The following is a 15,021-nucleotide window of genomic DNA, read 5'->3' as shown; positions in this document are numbered from 1 at the left end:
GTATAAGCCGGCTTAATATTTGTGCTGTTATTTATAAGCATTTGAGTAAACCTTTCCATTTTCCAGTTCCTTCCCTCTTGCTTTAAAAAGCTCATCTATCGTTACCAGCTGATATCCTTTGGAATCCAGCTCCTTTATTATAACCTCAGCCGCCATCGCTGTGGTTTTATATATATCGTGCATCAAAATAATATCCCCGTCTTTTACATTTTTTAATGCCTCATTAACTATTTTGGTTTTATCCTTGGTTTTCCAGTCCAACGTATCAATCGACCATAATATAAGAGGCTCCTTGGAATAATTTCTGACATTATCATTGACACTGCCATATGTAGGTCTGATCAAGCCTGGCCTTATATTGGCTATATCCTGTATTATATCCGAAGTCCTTGTCAATTCCTCCGTTATTTCCGTACTGCTCAGCTTTGTCAGCTGCTTATGGTCATATGTATGATTTCCTATTTGATTGCCCTCTTCGACAATACGCTTAATTACTTCCTTATTCTTTTCTGCTCTGCTGCCCAATACAAAAAATGTAGCCGCACCGTTATACTTTTTCAAGGAATCCAATATATTATCAGTATTCTCATAATGAGGTCCATCGTCAAAAGTCAGTGCCACCATGGGCTTATTCGGGTCTATTTGCCTCTTTGCTTCAGAATCCGGATCCCCAGCCGAACTTTCTGCTGCTCCCAAATTGCCTTCATTATCTTTAGTTTCATTAGCCGCCGTATTTTCCTTTTTGGTGCTCGCCCCAGCCGTCTCTTTCTGAGCCGGACCTGATTTATAAATAACTTCCGGATTTGCTTCCGAGTTAATATACCCTTTATTCAATTTATAACTTTCCACACCCTTTACATAAAATATTGAAATAAACCCCATAATCATTAAAACTGCCGTAATCAGAACTAAGTATTTTTTCATGAATGTTCACCTATTGCCTCTCTTTTTGCGTTACCATCTTTTTCAATTGCAGATTTTTGCAAGCGTGTATGCCGCAATCAATTTTATGATAATTGTACAATTTTCGATAAAATAAGAGGTTACAAAAAAGCAAAAAAAAAGTTACAACATAGTAACTTTTTAGTCTTTGATAAATTTTATAAAAAACCATTTACAGCTGCTAATCAAATTTCAGTTCTTTGCCGGGCATAAATATATTCCTTTGATATTTCCTGCACAGCTCTTATTGCTGTTTCAATGAACTTTTCAGCAGTAAGGCCAAGCTCCTGCATATATGTGATATTACAGCTCCAAGCTCCGGACCGGGTCCCCTCGCACACCATTTTATAAACAGCCTCCGCTGAAACATCAGATATTTTTCTGTTCGGAAGTCTGTATGCACATTCTATAATATAATCAGTAAAAAAATCAGTTAAATACAAAACCTTATCCATTTTCCTGTTTCGCGGCAGCTCCTGTAAATCGTTATGTGCCTGCACAGAATATATAATAGTTCTGTCCAAGTTCAAATTTTCAAGAATGTCAGCCGCAACAGCACCATGTAATACAGGGTTGTCAATTGTTCTCTCATAATCAATATCATGCAATAAACCTGCCATTGCCCAAATATCAATGTCATCATTAAAATATAATGCAAATTGCTTCATTATTGCCTCGGAAACTATCGAATGCTGAAGCATATACCCGTCGGATAGCCTGATTTTCAATTCTTCGAGAGCTTCATCCCTGGTCATAATGTTTCCTCCCTTGAACTGTCCGCCTATATCAAATTCAAATCCAATCCCATTAAAAGCCGGCTTAAAGGCTTTCACTCAATTGGCTGGTAATACAATAACCTGCAACAAAAAGCCCAAGTGCACGTTGAGTACTCCTGGGCTCACATTTCTAAAAACTTGCCAAGTAATCTTAATACTCCATTAAAATGAAGAGAGCGACTGAAGTTGCCAAAAATGCAATTGCAGCAACAGCGGTGTACTTTGAAAGTAATGCGTCAACTGTTCGGCCCTTATTTTTTCCAAAGAAAGTCTCAGCTCCGCCTGCGATAGAACCAGATAAACCGGCTTGCTTTCCGGACTGAAGTAAAACAATTACTATAAGCGAAAGAGCAAGAAGAATGTGTACTATATTAACAATCCACTTTGCAGTTACCAAAATAAAAACACCTCCTAAAATAGACAAAGTCAACTACTATCGTTTCCGATTATACCGCCTCAATTACATGGGACGATATAGCTTGGATTTTGAGGCTAACCTCCTGAAGTATAAAGCCCAAGCTGCGTTGTAAGCCAGCTTGAAAGAAATGCTCACCTAAAAAGACGATACTCCATCGTCGCGAAGACTTTCAATCGTAATTGACTTTGGTAAAATTGTAGCATATAAATACACAAAAAACAAGCCTATCGACCTGTTTTTTATGCATTTTATATAAAATTTACTTTTCGGGAAATATATATTTAATATTAGCATTAAGATTATCAATGCTTAAGATTAAACCATGCTTTAATTCCCGGGAATTCGGCAACTTCACCTAACTCTTCTTCTATTCTGAGCAATTGGTTATACTTGGCTACCCTGTCTGTTCTTGAAGGAGCACCAGTCTTAATCTGTCCTGAATTTGTAGCTACTGCAATATCCGCAATAGTTGCATCCTCGGTTTCACCCGACCTATGTGAGGTAACGGCAGTATATCCTGCTCTGTTTGCCATCTGAATGGCATCTAAGGTCTCTGTTAAGGTTCCTATTTGGTTGACCTTTATGAGAATAGAGTTTGCAACTCCCATTTTAATTCCTTTTTCAAGTCTTCTGGTATTTGTTACAAACAAATCATCACCTACAAGCTGAATATCTTTGCCAAGCCTTTCGGTCAGCAGCTTCCAGCCTTCCCAATCCTCTTCTGCCACTCCGTCCTCAAGTGATATAATAGGATATCTCTCCGCTAAGTCAGCCCAATATTCAACCATTTCCTCTTTTGTTTTTTTGATACCGGTCTTCCAGAAGAAATAAGAACCATCCTCCTGATACATTTCGGTTGCGGCAGCATCAATCGCTATCCTGAAATCATCACCCGGCTTGTAGCCTGCCTTTGTTATAGCTTCTATAATAACTTTTATTGCCTGTTCATCAGTTTCTAAATTAGGTGCAAAACCGCCCTCATCTCCGACAGCGGTACTTAATCCTTTACTTTGCAGTACCTTTTTCAGATTATGAAATACCTCGGCGCACATTCTAAGCGCCTCTTTAAAGCTGTCCGCACCTACAGGCATAATCATAAATTCTTGTATATTAACGCTATTGTCGGCATGCTTGCCTCCGTTGATTATATTCATCATCGGAACCGGCAGTGTCTTGGAATTTGTACCGCCGATATATTGATAAAGCCCAAGACCCAGTGCCTCAGCTGCCGCCTTTGCAACTGCGAGGGAAACTCCGAGTATTGCATTTGCACCCAGTCTTTCCTTATTCGGAGTTCCGTCCAGCTCTATCATAAGCCTGTCTATGGCAACCTGATCAAATAAATTCATTCCTTCTACCTCAGGCGCAATAACATTATTTACATTCCCAACCGCAGTTTCAACACCCTTTCCCATATATCTGTCGTTATTTTCATCTCTTAATTCAATTGCTTCAAAAGCACCTGTTGATGCGCCCGACGGTACTGATGCTCGTCCAACGTAACCGCCCTCTGCTATAACTTCAACCTCAACAGTCGGATTTCCTCTGGAATCAAGTATTTCTCTTGCAAAAACACTTTCAATCGGAATATATTGTTTCATCTGCTTCTCCCTTCAAGGTATTTTTCGTTTTCAGAATATCATTACAATATGGTCTTTGTAAATAGCTTCTGATTTTATTTGTATTGTCAAGCCCAAACTGCATAAAGCAGTCCGCTTAAAAGCTCAGTTCACCTAAAAAACAATGTATGCCGTTTTTCAGGCAATAGTAATTAACTATTATAATATTATAACATTTATATTTTGCCAATATATATTTATAAATATCACTATTTTTATAACGCAGCGATAATCGGCCATTATTAATGCTATTATATTATATGCAATTTAGTCAATTACATACAGGTACTGCAAAAACCGTATAAAAGCATGCTCTCAGATATTATCCCGAGAGCTTTTAACAAGTATCTCTTCCTATATAATCCTCATAGTATTATTTCTGAAATTCCGCAGTTCTTTTTCATATTCATCTATCAGCTGCTGTCTTCTATCTTCAAATGTCCTATGATCCTGAATAAAATCGGTGTCCTCAGGAATAAAATTCAGCTCGGCATATTTAAACTCAATATTCTTTTGGGGTTGTATAAGTATTAATTTCCCCCTAATGCTGTTCATATTTGCTCATCCCTTCTATAAAGCTTTTTTTTCTGTCTTTGCTTTTTTTCAAAATATCAAATTTTTTAGCTAATACCTTAAATAGCTCTTCTTGATAATAGCTTACGGTAAGCACATGTATATATGCCATAAATGGCTTAACGAATTCTCTTATTTCCTCTTTCGTCCGTCCAATAAGCATGTTTTCCTTTATTTCTATTTGCAGCAGCGATACTATGCCTTCGTTTTCGCATACCACAGGTATTGCTATGTATTGTACAATTTCATCCTCATTTGATCTCTTTCCGTATACAAAATGTTTTTTTATTTCTTCGGCGTTTTTTAATATGAAAATATTATTTTGGTTTTCATTAAATATTTTCACATGAAAATAATTCTGGTCATAGTCAAGATAAAAATGTTTATCAAATATACTCGGTGTTATTTGATTGGCATTTCCATAGCTAATCATCTTTATATATTCTACCCCTGTTTTTTTCTCTTTAAACCGCTGCATTAAAGAAACCTGATGGGAATCCTTTTCTGTAGACACCTTAATAGCATCATAAATATTGTGGCACACCAGAGCCGCCACGTCCTGATAGCTGAAATTCACGAAATCAGATTTCACAGGAATGGAGCTGGATTTTGCAGAAATACATTTTGTAATTTCATACAGCTTTTTACCGATTGTATCATTTATTACTGTTTCCCTGTTCACAATTTCCTTTACACATTTAATAATCTTTTCCTGGTATTTCTGGTAATTATCAATCAGTATTGTTGCCCAATTGTACAGCACGATAAATACACATGTTATTAGTATATGCCACTTATCCTGATAAAATTCCTCCTGATTTAATTTATAGGTTTCGAAATCCGCCAATTTCATTTGAATAGTCAATACCGTAGTAAAGGTAAAGTTTACGAAGGTTCTTATATATGAAGATTTCAAAATCCTATAAATATACACAATAAGATTTCCAAGCTTTTTATATTTTCTGGATATCCGCTTAATATGTAATATAAATCTTGAAGGTTTTTTCATTATATGCCTATCCTCCCGTATCGCGCCTTTATACCAGTTAATTCTATAAATGTATTTTTAATCCTTTTTTAAGGAAATAAACAGCCACCCTGCTCAAGCTCTGAACAAGATGGCTGTTTTACTTATAGCCTGTGTTTGAGGAATATAAAAACACCTACGATTTATTTTTTTAGCAGTGAGCTTCCTGTCATTTCCGCAGGTTTTTCCACACCCATTATATCCAGCATGGTAGGAGCCAAGTCTGCAAGCTTTCCTTCCTTTAACCCGGAATTGCCCAAGCCTATTCCAATCAGCGGGACTACATTCGTAGTGTGAGCTGTAAAGGCTCCTCCATTTTCATAATCTATCATCTGCTCTGCATTTCCATGGTCAGCGGTTATAAAAGCTACTCCTCCCTGAGCCGATACAGCCTCGATTACCTTGCCTACGCATTCATCAACTGCTTCCACGGCTGTCTTTGCCGCTTCAAAAACTCCGGTATGTCCAACCATATCGCAGTTTGCAAAGTTTAATATAATTACATCATATTCCTTTGAATTTATTCTCTTTACAGCCTCTTCAGCAACCTCATAAGCACTCATTTCAGGCTTGAGGTCATAAGTAGCAACCTTCGGCGAAGGGATCAAGGCTCTGTCCTCACCTTCATACTGAGCTTCAACTCCACCATTAAAGAAGAAGGTTACATGAGCATACTTCTCTGTTTCAGCAATTCTCAACTGCCTGTAACCAAGCTTGCTGATATATTCTCCAAAAGTATTTTCCAAGGTCTGAGGCTTAAAGGCAACCGATACATTCGGCATTGACTTATCATACTGGGTCATGCAAACAAAATGTAAAGGGAAGAAGCCCTTTGCTCTCTCAAAACCTTTAAATTCAGGATCCACAAATGTTCTTGTTATTTCTCTTGCTCTATCAGGCCTGAAATTAAAGAATATAATTGAATCGTTTGCACTTATTGCAGCGACAGGCTTTCCGTTTTCAAGAACAGCAGTAGGCTTAACAAACTCGTCATACTCTTCACGGGCAAAAGATGCCTCTACTGCTTCTACTGCTGAATTTGCAGCAAGGCCCTTTCCAAGCACCATCACATCATAAGCAAGCTGCACCCTTTCCCAGCGGTTATCTCTATCCATAGCATAATACCGGCCCATTACCGATGCAATCTTTCCAACCCCAATTTCAGCAAGCTTTGCCTCTAATTCTTCGGTATACATCTTAGAGCTATCAGGCGGAACATCTCTGCCATCAAAAAAGCAATGGACAAATACATCCTTCAAGCCATGTCTCTTTGCCATTTCAACCAAGGCATACAAATGTGTATTATGGCTGTGTACTCCCCCGCCAGATAAAAGTCCGATTAAATGAAGCTTTGAATTATTTTTCTTACAGTTTTCAACTGCTTTTAAGAATTCCTCTTTTGCAAAAAAATCTCCATCTATAATAGACTTGGTTATTCTGGTCAACTCCTGATAAACTATTCTTCCCGCACCTATATTTGTATGCCCCACCTCGGAATTTCCCATCTGTCCGTCCGGAAGCCCCACGTCCATACCGCTTGTATGAACAATTGTATTAGGGTACTTTGCCATATAGCTATCAAGATTTGGTTTATTTGCCGCATAAATAGCATTCCCTTCGGTCTTGGGATTATTTCCGAAGCCATCGAGAATCATTAACATTACTAATTTTTTATCCATATTTTTCTCCTTCATAATTGACATCACTTGTCCTATAAGCACACTTTAAAAGCAAATATACAAGTTGACCCCCCAGAGTCTGCCGGAGGGTCAATATATTCAACATATAATTAATTCTTATTTTAGTAAAATCTCACCTTGACAAACAACGCAAGCTGCCATTGCTTATGTTATTATAAAATCTCTGAGAAATTTCGATTTTTAAAATTTCCAAGAGAGTATAAATCTCCCGGAGATTTATACTCTTTATTATGCCTTAGCTATAACTGTGAAATCATCAACCTTAAGGCTTGCTCCGCCAACCAAACCGCCGTCAATATCCGACATAGCAAACAGGTCTGCTGCATTTTTAGCATTTACGCTTCCGCCGTATTGAATTCTTGCAGCATTTGATACTTCCTCCCCGTAAAGCTCCTTTACAGTATTTCTTATAATAGCACAAACCTCATTTGCCTGCTCGTTAGTAGCAGTTTTCCCTGTTCCGATAGCCCAGATTGGTTCATATGCAATTACAGCCTGCTTAACCTGTTCAGCTGTAAGACCAAGTAGTGCAACCTTGATCTGATACCTAACGTGATCCGCAGTAACTCCCTGCTCTCTTTGCGTTAATGTTTCACCGCAGCATATGATGGGAGTCATTCCATGCTTGAATACAGCATGAGCCTTTTTATTAACTGTTTCATTTGTTTCTCCGAAATACTCTCTTCTCTCAGAGTGTCCGATTATTACATAGTCAACGCCCAAATCTGCAAGCATTTGTCCTGAAACCTCACCGGTAAATGCTCCGCTCTCTTCCCAATGCATATTCTGTGCCGCAACCTTTATATTTGAACCCTTTGCCGCTGCCACAACTCCTGGCAGGCACACAAACGGAACACCAACAACTACTTCTGATGCAGTATCTGCAACCTTTGCCTTTAACGCATTTACAAATTCAACCGCCTCTGATGCAGTTTTGTTCATTTTCCAATTACCTGCCGCAATAGTTCTTCTTTTACTCATTTTAATATTACTCCTTTTATATTAATTAGCTTTTTCTACAGTATTCTTCGAAGATATCTGCTCAAAAAGTTTTATACTATTTACTCATAAGAACATCTATACCCGGAAGAACCTTTCCTTCTAAGAATTCTAATGAAGCTCCTCCGCCGGTTGAAATATGAGTGATTTTATCGGCAAATCCCAATTGTTCAACTGCCGCAGCCGAATCTCCGCCTCCGACTATGGAAATTGAGCCTGATTCCGCCAAAGCCTTTGCAACTTCCTTTGTACCTGTTGCAAAATTAGAGAATTCAAAAACTCCCATAGGCCCGTTCCAAATAACAGTTTTTGCATTCTTTATAGTACCTGCATACTTTTCAATAGTTGCAGGGCCGATATCCATACCCATCCATCCGTCAAGCATTTCATTTGATGCAACAATCTTCTTTTCGGAATCGTTATTAAATTCCTTAGCAATTGCATTGTCTACAGGAAGCAGTAAATCCACACCCTTTGCCGCTGCTTTTTCCATCAGGCTCTTTGCCAGCTCTATCTTGTCTTCCTCGCAAATTGAAGTTCCGATATTATAGCCCTTAGCCTTCAGGAAGGTATACGCCATACCTCCGCCTACTATCAAGGTATCCACCTTATCAATTAAGTTTTCAATAACTGCTATTTTATCGGAAACCTTTGCACCGCCTAATATTGCAACAAAAGGCCTGGCCGGATTTGCAAGTGCTTTCCCCATTATTTCGATTTCCTTCTTTATAAGGAATCCGCAAACAGCCGGCAAATAATCAGCCAATCCAGCTGTTGAAGCATGGGCTCTGTGAGCTGTACCGAATGCATCATTCACGAATATTTCAGCCATGCTTGCCAATTCTTTTGCAAAATCAGGGTTATTTTTAGTTTCTTCCTTATGGAATCTTACATTCTCAAGCATAAGAACTTCGCCTGACTGCAAAGCAGCAGCCTTGGCTTTTGCATCCTCTCCAATAACATCCTTTGCCATAATTACATTCTTGCCAAGCAATTCGCCCAATCTGACAGCTGTAGGCTTCATGCTGAATTTGTCCTCAAAACCGTCCTTTGGTCTTCCTAAATGTGAAACAAGGATAGTCTTTGCACCCTTGTCAACCAAATACTTAATAGTAGGAAGTGCTCCGACTATTCTCTTGTCGTCAGTTATTTTTCCATTTGCATCCAATGGTACATTAAAATCAACTCTAACTATTACTTTTTTACCTGCAACGTCAATGTCTTCAATTGTCTTTTTATTCATCAACTTCACACTCCTATATATTTTATTTATTAAATTGATTCTCAAATTAGGAAAAATGTCATTAATATTCGTATATTATCCACATTTCTACCGAATTAACCAAAGTAATTTTACCTCTTTTTATAAGTTATTTCAATAGTTTGTGAGTAAATTAACAAAAAAACAATTGTTTGAATACTTCATATAAAGCTTAAGTACTTTTACCGAAAAGGTTTCCCCACCCTTTTTCGACATATATATTATTTTTCGCCTTTTTTTGTCATAATGAAAGCATTTTTAGCAATAATTTATATATTTTGTCAAATAAACTATTGACTTTTAATGCATTTGTTGTATAATAGAAGTATGATATGAAATGATATGCAATATATACAATTATTTACTCTCATTATTTCTACATTTTTAGTAAAAATTTATTTAACCGTGTAAAGGCTTACACAAACATCAGGAGGAGGAATTAGAAATGGTTAAAAATTTGCAGAAGTATGAAGTAATTGAAGACTCCATGCAAAAAACCTTGCAAAGCTATGCAGATATCAGAAACCAGAAAGTTTATTATGAGATTTCCGGTAACCCAAATGGAGATTGGTTAGTTTTAATTCATGGCATATCCGGATCCACAAGATGCTGGAAAAATCAAATGGAAGATTTTAATGAATATTTCAGAGTACTTAATGTTGATCTGGCAGGTCATGGGAATTCAACCGCCCTTGAGGATTACCAGAAGTATGACGTCAGCGTTATGGCTAATTATTTAAGACTGCTTATGGATGAGCTTGAAATCGAAAAAGCACATATTTGCGGTCTATCTTTGGGTACAATAATACAGCAATACTTTTGCGAATTATTCCCGGAAAGAATTATCTCATGCATTTTTGCCAGTCCAATATGTAAAACAAATTATCTCACAAAATTTGTAAACAGCTTTGCAGACAGAGTTTTCTTAAAGTTTTTCTCGACAAATACCTACCTTAAAATGATGGGACATATGATGCTTCCGGGAAAAGCTCACGAAAAATCGAGAAAATTCTTTCTTAACGAAACCCTTAAGATCAGCAGCTCTGAATTCAGAAAGTGGTGGAAGGTTGTTGTACGGGGAGATCATTATAAATGTCTAGGTAAATATGACATTCCATCACTCATTGTTGTAGGCAACAAGGATTTTTGCTTCTATGATGATTCCCTTGAACTCAAGGAAAAATTTATAAATTCTGAATTTAAGATTATTAAAGGGGCAGGACATGTTTTCATTTTCCAAAAGGCAAAAGAGTTTAATCAAATGGTTATTGATTACATAAATTCATTAGAAGTTGCTACAGCGGAAGAAGGCAAAGAGAAAAAGACTATTGCCGCATAAGGATATATTTTATATATGCTATAAGATAATATTTTAATAAACTCATGATAAACTTTTCAAATTATCTTGTTTCCCATATTTATGAGCAATGACACTTACAAATAAAACCTGTATTAGCACAATTAATTCATATAAATCTATTTTACTAATACAGGTTTTATTAATTTATTAAATAAAATTCAACATCTTATATATTTACAGGTAACATCTCTGCAAGATATGCATTTATTATTTCAGCCGGCTTATGTCCTTCTTTGTCATACCCAAGCATCATATTGCAATGCCAATATCCGGGTACAATTTTAATCTGTGCATTTTTAGCCCCTTTTCCTATAAGCTTGTAATGCATATTAATAGAATTCAAGCGAGGAACAAGCCAATCATCTCCTCCGTGCAATATAAGACAAGGCGGCTCTTTTCCCGTCACATGGGAAATAGGTGAGCAATCCTTTTTATCTGCATCACCAAGCATTGCCATTATAGATGATTCCAAAAGAGGCTGCAAATAATTCTCCTTCAAATTAAAATCATATATGCCGCTTACAGGTATCCAGCACTTAACTTTCTTTATATCAATATCAAATTTCTCATGCCACTTTCTGTCGGTAACAAGAAGCGCAGCTAAATGGGCACCTGCAGAATGCCCTATTAATGCTATCTTGTTCGAATCGCCGCCATAATCTTCAATATTGTCAATAACCCATTTTAAAGCCAGTGCACAGTCCTCTATCTGCAAAGGATGAATAACATTCGGAGCAAGCCTGTAATTAATTGAAACAACTGTATATCCTCTCTTTATCCATTCAAGTGCGTAAAATCTTGTATTGCTCTTATCTTCAGTTGTCCATCCTCCGCCATGTATAAAGAAGATTACAGGTCTTTTCTTGTTATGCAGCTTTTTCAGGTAATGAATATCAAGCCTTTGTAACGGATTATCCGCATACGGTCTTGCAAAATAATCCTTACGGTTTGGGTCCGGCAAAGCATACAGATACGTATATGTAACCGCACACTGCCCATAAAAAGCCCAATCCTTTTCCTGCAAAGTGTTCAAGGGCTCATTTGAATCTACAAATTGAGAATACTCTGTCTCATAACTCATATCAAACACTCTCCAATCTTAAATTTTTAGTATCATCTCATTTATTTCCTTTGCAATGTCATTAAGAGCACGTGCAGAAGTAAATAATTCCTCACTTGAGGCAAATGCTTCCTCTGTTGAAGCAGTGGTAGCCTCTATATTCTGAGTGGTCATAACTGTGGCATTTTCAACCTCAACTATAAAACTATTGACCATCTCGGTATGTAAAAGCTGCTGCTCCGATACATCTTTAATATTCAGAAGTGAATGAATGGTTGTACTTAACGCATCAATTATATTTTGGTAGTACTCTCTCGACATATTGATTATTTCAACGCCTTCCTCAACATTCGATACCAAGTCATCCACCTTGTTTTCATGTTGAAATATATCCCTGAGATTCTTTGTTATATCATCCAGCGACCTTTGGCTCTGATCGGCAAGCTTTCCTATCTCACCTGCAACAACGGCAAAGCCTTTGCCGTATTCTCCCGCTCTTGCAGCTTCAATTGTCGCATTGAGTGACAGCAGATTTGTCTGTTTTGAAATCCCCTGAATACATGCCACTATTTTGTCAATCTTCTGAGCCTTTATATCAAGCTCCTTTGCACTTGCATATGTTGCAGTGGCACTTTCCTTAATTTTCATTATTTTTTCAACAGCGTCATCAATGGAATTACGGCCCTTCCCTGCGACATTTTTAAGCTCTTCCGAGTTGTTTATAACACTGATAGTATCTTCCTTCATATGCTTAGTTCCCTGAACAAGCTGTGATATAAGCTCCGTTGCTTCCTTTACGCTTTCAGAAGTATTTACGGCACCTGTAAGAATATCTGATGTATTGACAGCAGTTATTTCTGCTGCTTCCTGCTGCTGAGATGCAAGCTGTGTAATCAAGCCGCTGGAATCCGAAAGGGTATTGGATACCTCCTTTACCTTAGCTACAACAGTTTGAAGGTCATTAAGCGATTTACTTACATTGAACTCATTCTGGCAGGATCTATAAAGAAGCTTTTTACCCATACATGCACTTATAAATGCAGCGACACCGCCGAATCCTACCATTTGTATTCTTGTAGTTAAATCTCCGATTGACAGGCTTAATTCTTCCGGGCATGTGTTAATATAAAATGTAACAATACTTATCGCCGAACTGAAAGCTATGCCATACAATACAACTTTTTTATCAAGGTAAAAGGCTGCCACAAAGAATATCAATATAATTACTCCCCATGCATCTCTGTATGGAATAAAAATTGATATTGCAATGTCATTTATACATGCAACGGTTACAATAATATATTTGTAGATATTTACATATGTTGCTATATCTCTCCTTTTTAAAATTTGATTGGATATAAACATCAGAGTAACATTAAAGATTATAGGCAAGGAAAAATAGAGTAAATTCATCCATTCGAATATCGGCATTATGCCTACAAGCTTCATAACTGCATAAAAAGCCACTCCCGCAAAACCACCTAATGTACAATAAAACGATATTGAATCACTAAGCTCCTTCTGATAGTGCAACAAATTCTTAGTAAACAGGCTGTTTAAATCTTCTGGCATTAAGCGAGTCACTCCTTTTAGTTTTTTGAATAAATATTTGATTATTGCATCTTAATAGGGAGAAAATTACAGAAATTTATACACCTATTATTAGTCAATATTTCATTATTCTACATTTGTTTACTAATTCCTTCCATAATAATATTTTTTTTAAAACTTTCTATAATTATTTCTTATTTGTAAATAGAAACCCAGTATTTACTACTTAATTATACAGCATTTTTGAAATATCGCTTGAAGCTTTGCACCTCGGCATGATAAACATATTAAAAAAGCCGGAATATATGATCTTATAAAATCATATATTCCGGCTTTTTGCAGTCTAATGCCAAAACATAACTCTTTTAAAACGACAGGCTATGGTGCAAAATCTGATACCCGCATATAACCTTAGTCTTTCAAGCAGCTTATTCAATACTGTCAATCTTCACATCAATTTCTACATCCGCACTGTAATCAACAGCAGCAAAGCCAAAGCCGAAAAGCTTGAAAAATTCTGCTCTGTAGCCTTCCACATCTGCAATATCGGCAATATTGTCATTGCCGGCCTTATCCCATAAGCCTGATACCTCTGACTGAACACTTTCTGCCATTTCCCAATCATCCATGCAAATTCTGCCCTTGCTGTCCAGCTTCATATCACCCGAATAAACCCTGTCCTCAAGCATACGGTACATCTGCTCTATACAGCCCTCATGTGTATTTTTTTCTTTCATTACTTTAAATAAAATACTGACATAAAGTGATATAACAGGTATAGCCGCACTGGCTTGGGTGACAACAGCTTTATTTATTGACACAAAAGCCCTGCACCCCACATCCTTCAGCCTGTCAGTAATCTTAAAGGCGGCAGCCTCAAGGTCATCCTTTGCTCTGCCTATAGTTCCCTCCCTATAAACAGCATGTGTCATCTCCGGTCCCACATATGAATATGCCAATGCTACTGCATTTTCTTCAAGTACATCTGCACTTTTAAGTGCAGCCATCCACATTTCCCAATCTTCTCCGCCCATTACGGCAACAGTCTGTCTGATTTCTTCATCATCAGCAGGTTCAATAGTTATTTCTTCAACCTTTCCGGTATGAAAATCAACTGTCTTTGACGTATATTGAGAGCCTATAGGTTTTAAAACAGAATTAAATACTTCTCCTGTTTCCGGATGAGTTCTTCTTGGTGACGCCAAGCTGTAAATAACCATATCAATCCTGCCAAGATCCTTCTTTATAAGCTCTATGGTCTGCTGCTTAATTTCATTTGAAAAGGCATCGCCATTTATGCTCTTAGCATATAAGCCCTCTTCCTTTGCAATTTTCTCAAAAGCCGCCGAATTATACCAGCCTGCTGAAGCTGTTCTGTTTCCTGAAGCAGGCTTTTCAAAAAATAAACCTATTGTGGCTGCGCCGCAGCCAAAAGCCGCCGCTATTCTGGATGAAAGGCCATAGCCTGTTGACGCTCCTATTACTAATACCTTTTTTGCCCCGTCAATCCTTTTTTGCTTTTTAACATATTCCGCCTGCTGTCTTACATTATATTCACAGCCCACAGGATGTGATGTTGTACAAATAAATCCACGGAACTTTGGTTTTATAATCATATTACCGCTAACCTCCATAATCATTTACATTGTATATGCCTCGTATTCAAGCGGCATACCGCTTGAATAAATTATTCACATTTAAAAATAATTATAGCATATTGTATTATGAATTAAAA

Annotated in this window: 13 protein-coding genes; 1 reads left to right on the top strand and 12 read right to left on the bottom strand. The window is 37.3% G+C overall.

Annotated features, from left to right (window positions below):
• Positions 1–27: 27 nt before the first annotated feature.
• The 9 genes from LY28_RS15195 to pgk form a co-directional block, all read right to left on the bottom strand.
• The gene (locus LY28_RS15195) at positions 28–924 is read right to left on the bottom strand and encodes a polysaccharide deacetylase family protein (protein WP_110463030.1); all 897 of its coding nucleotides are present in this window, start codon (positions 922–924) and stop codon (positions 28–30) included.
• Between the two features lie 203 nt (positions 925–1,127).
• A complete protein-coding gene (locus LY28_RS15190) occupies positions 1,128–1,697 on the bottom strand; it encodes an HDIG domain-containing metalloprotein (protein ID WP_133250200.1) in 570 nt (189 codons plus the stop codon).
• Between the two features lie 172 nt (positions 1,698–1,869).
• Complete coding sequence (gene secG / locus LY28_RS15185) at positions 1,870–2,115, bottom strand: preprotein translocase subunit SecG (protein WP_110463028.1); 246 nt, start codon at positions 2,113–2,115, stop codon at positions 1,870–1,872.
• Positions 2,116–2,438: 323 nt separating this feature from the next.
• Entirely contained in the window at positions 2,439–3,737 is a 1,299-nt protein-coding gene (gene eno, locus LY28_RS15180; RefSeq protein ID WP_110463027.1) for a phosphopyruvate hydratase, read from the bottom strand.
• 372 nt (positions 3,738–4,109) lie between these two features.
• On the bottom strand, positions 4,110–4,310 hold the full coding sequence (locus LY28_RS15175) for a hypothetical protein (protein ID WP_110463026.1): 201 nt from the start codon (positions 4,308–4,310) through the stop codon (positions 4,110–4,112).
• Complete coding sequence (locus LY28_RS15170) at positions 4,297–5,337, bottom strand: hypothetical protein (RefSeq protein ID WP_110463025.1); 1,041 nt, start codon at positions 5,335–5,337, stop codon at positions 4,297–4,299. The genes LY28_RS15175 and LY28_RS15170 overlap by 14 nt, the downstream gene beginning before the upstream one ends.
• A 161-nt stretch (positions 5,338–5,498) precedes the next feature.
• On the bottom strand, positions 5,499–7,034 hold the full coding sequence (gpmI, locus tag LY28_RS15165; RefSeq protein WP_110463024.1) for a 2,3-bisphosphoglycerate-independent phosphoglycerate mutase: 1,536 nt from the start codon (positions 7,032–7,034) through the stop codon (positions 5,499–5,501).
• A gap of 249 nt (positions 7,035–7,283) precedes the next feature.
• Positions 7,284–8,036: a triose-phosphate isomerase gene (gene tpiA / locus LY28_RS15160; RefSeq protein WP_110463023.1), complete on the bottom strand. Its 753-nt coding sequence runs from the start codon at positions 8,034–8,036 to the stop codon at positions 7,284–7,286.
• A gap of 76 nt (positions 8,037–8,112) precedes the next feature.
• The gene (gene pgk / locus LY28_RS15155; RefSeq protein WP_207658120.1) at positions 8,113–9,297 is read right to left on the bottom strand and encodes a phosphoglycerate kinase; all 1,185 of its coding nucleotides are present in this window, start codon (positions 9,295–9,297) and stop codon (positions 8,113–8,115) included.
• A 463-nt stretch (positions 9,298–9,760) separates the two neighbouring features.
• Here pgk and LY28_RS15150 point away from each other — a divergent pair, with 463 nt between their 5' ends.
• Positions 9,761–10,654, top strand: a complete 894-nt coding sequence (locus LY28_RS15150) for an alpha/beta fold hydrolase (protein ID WP_110463021.1) — start codon at positions 9,761–9,763, stop codon at positions 10,652–10,654.
• A 187-nt stretch (positions 10,655–10,841) separates the two neighbouring features.
• Here LY28_RS15150 and LY28_RS15145 read toward each other — a convergent pair whose 3' ends face one another.
• From LY28_RS15145 to fabV, 3 genes are all read right to left on the bottom strand, one after another.
• Entirely contained in the window at positions 10,842–11,756 is a 915-nt protein-coding gene (locus LY28_RS15145) for an alpha/beta hydrolase (protein ID WP_110463020.1), read from the bottom strand.
• A gap of 18 nt (positions 11,757–11,774) precedes the next feature.
• Positions 11,775–13,307 carry a methyl-accepting chemotaxis protein gene (locus LY28_RS15140; RefSeq protein ID WP_110463019.1) on the bottom strand — a complete coding sequence of 511 codons (1,533 nt, stop codon included), beginning with the start codon at positions 13,305–13,307 and terminating at the stop codon, positions 11,775–11,777.
• 407 nt (positions 13,308–13,714) lie between these two features.
• Entirely contained in the window at positions 13,715–14,902 is a 1,188-nt protein-coding gene (gene fabV, locus LY28_RS15135) for an enoyl-ACP reductase FabV (protein ID WP_110463018.1), read from the bottom strand.
• Positions 14,903–15,021 lie beyond the last annotated feature (119 nt).

It is taken from the genome of Ruminiclostridium sufflavum DSM 19573, assembly GCF_003208175.1.
GTDB lineage: Bacteria > Bacillota > Clostridia > Acetivibrionales > DSM-1351 > Ruminiclostridium > Ruminiclostridium sufflavum.
This window is presented reverse-complemented; position numbering and strand designations above follow the sequence as displayed.

What these genes read in the sequence shown, in the direction of transcription:
- gpmI (WP_110463024.1), bottom strand. Translation starts at nt 7,034, where the DNA reads ATGGATAAAAAATTAGTAATGTTAATGATTCTCGATGGCTTCGGAAAT.
- LY28_RS15195 (WP_110463030.1), bottom strand. Translation starts at nt 924, where the DNA reads ATGAAAAAATACTTAGTTCTGATTACGGCAGTTTTAATGATTATGGGG.
- LY28_RS15175 (WP_110463026.1), bottom strand. Translation starts at nt 4,310, where the DNA reads ATGAACAGCATTAGGGGGAAATTAATACTTATACAACCCCAAAAGAAT.
- eno (WP_110463027.1), bottom strand. Translation starts at nt 3,737, where the DNA reads ATGAAACAATATATTCCGATTGAAAGTGTTTTTGCAAGAGAAATACTT.
- LY28_RS15170 (WP_110463025.1), bottom strand. Translation starts at nt 5,337, where the DNA reads ATGAAAAAACCTTCAAGATTTATATTACATATTAAGCGGATATCCAGA.
- LY28_RS15150 (WP_110463021.1), top strand. Translation starts at nt 9,761, where the DNA reads ATGGTTAAAAATTTGCAGAAGTATGAAGTAATTGAAGACTCCATGCAA.
- LY28_RS15190 (WP_133250200.1), bottom strand. Translation starts at nt 1,697, where the DNA reads ATGACCAGGGATGAAGCTCTCGAAGAATTGAAAATCAGGCTATCCGAC.
- pgk (WP_207658120.1), bottom strand. Translation starts at nt 9,297, where the DNA reads ATGAATAAAAAGACAATTGAAGACATTGACGTTGCAGGTAAAAAAGTA.
- LY28_RS15145 (WP_110463020.1), bottom strand. Translation starts at nt 11,756, where the DNA reads ATGAGTTATGAGACAGAGTATTCTCAATTTGTAGATTCAAATGAGCCC.
- LY28_RS15140 (WP_110463019.1), bottom strand. Translation starts at nt 13,307, where the DNA reads ATGCCAGAAGATTTAAACAGCCTGTTTACTAAGAATTTGTTGCACTAT.
- tpiA (WP_110463023.1), bottom strand. Translation starts at nt 8,036, where the DNA reads ATGAGTAAAAGAAGAACTATTGCGGCAGGTAATTGGAAAATGAACAAA.
- fabV (WP_110463018.1), bottom strand. Translation starts at nt 14,902, where the DNA reads ATGATTATAAAACCAAAGTTCCGTGGATTTATTTGTACAACATCACAT.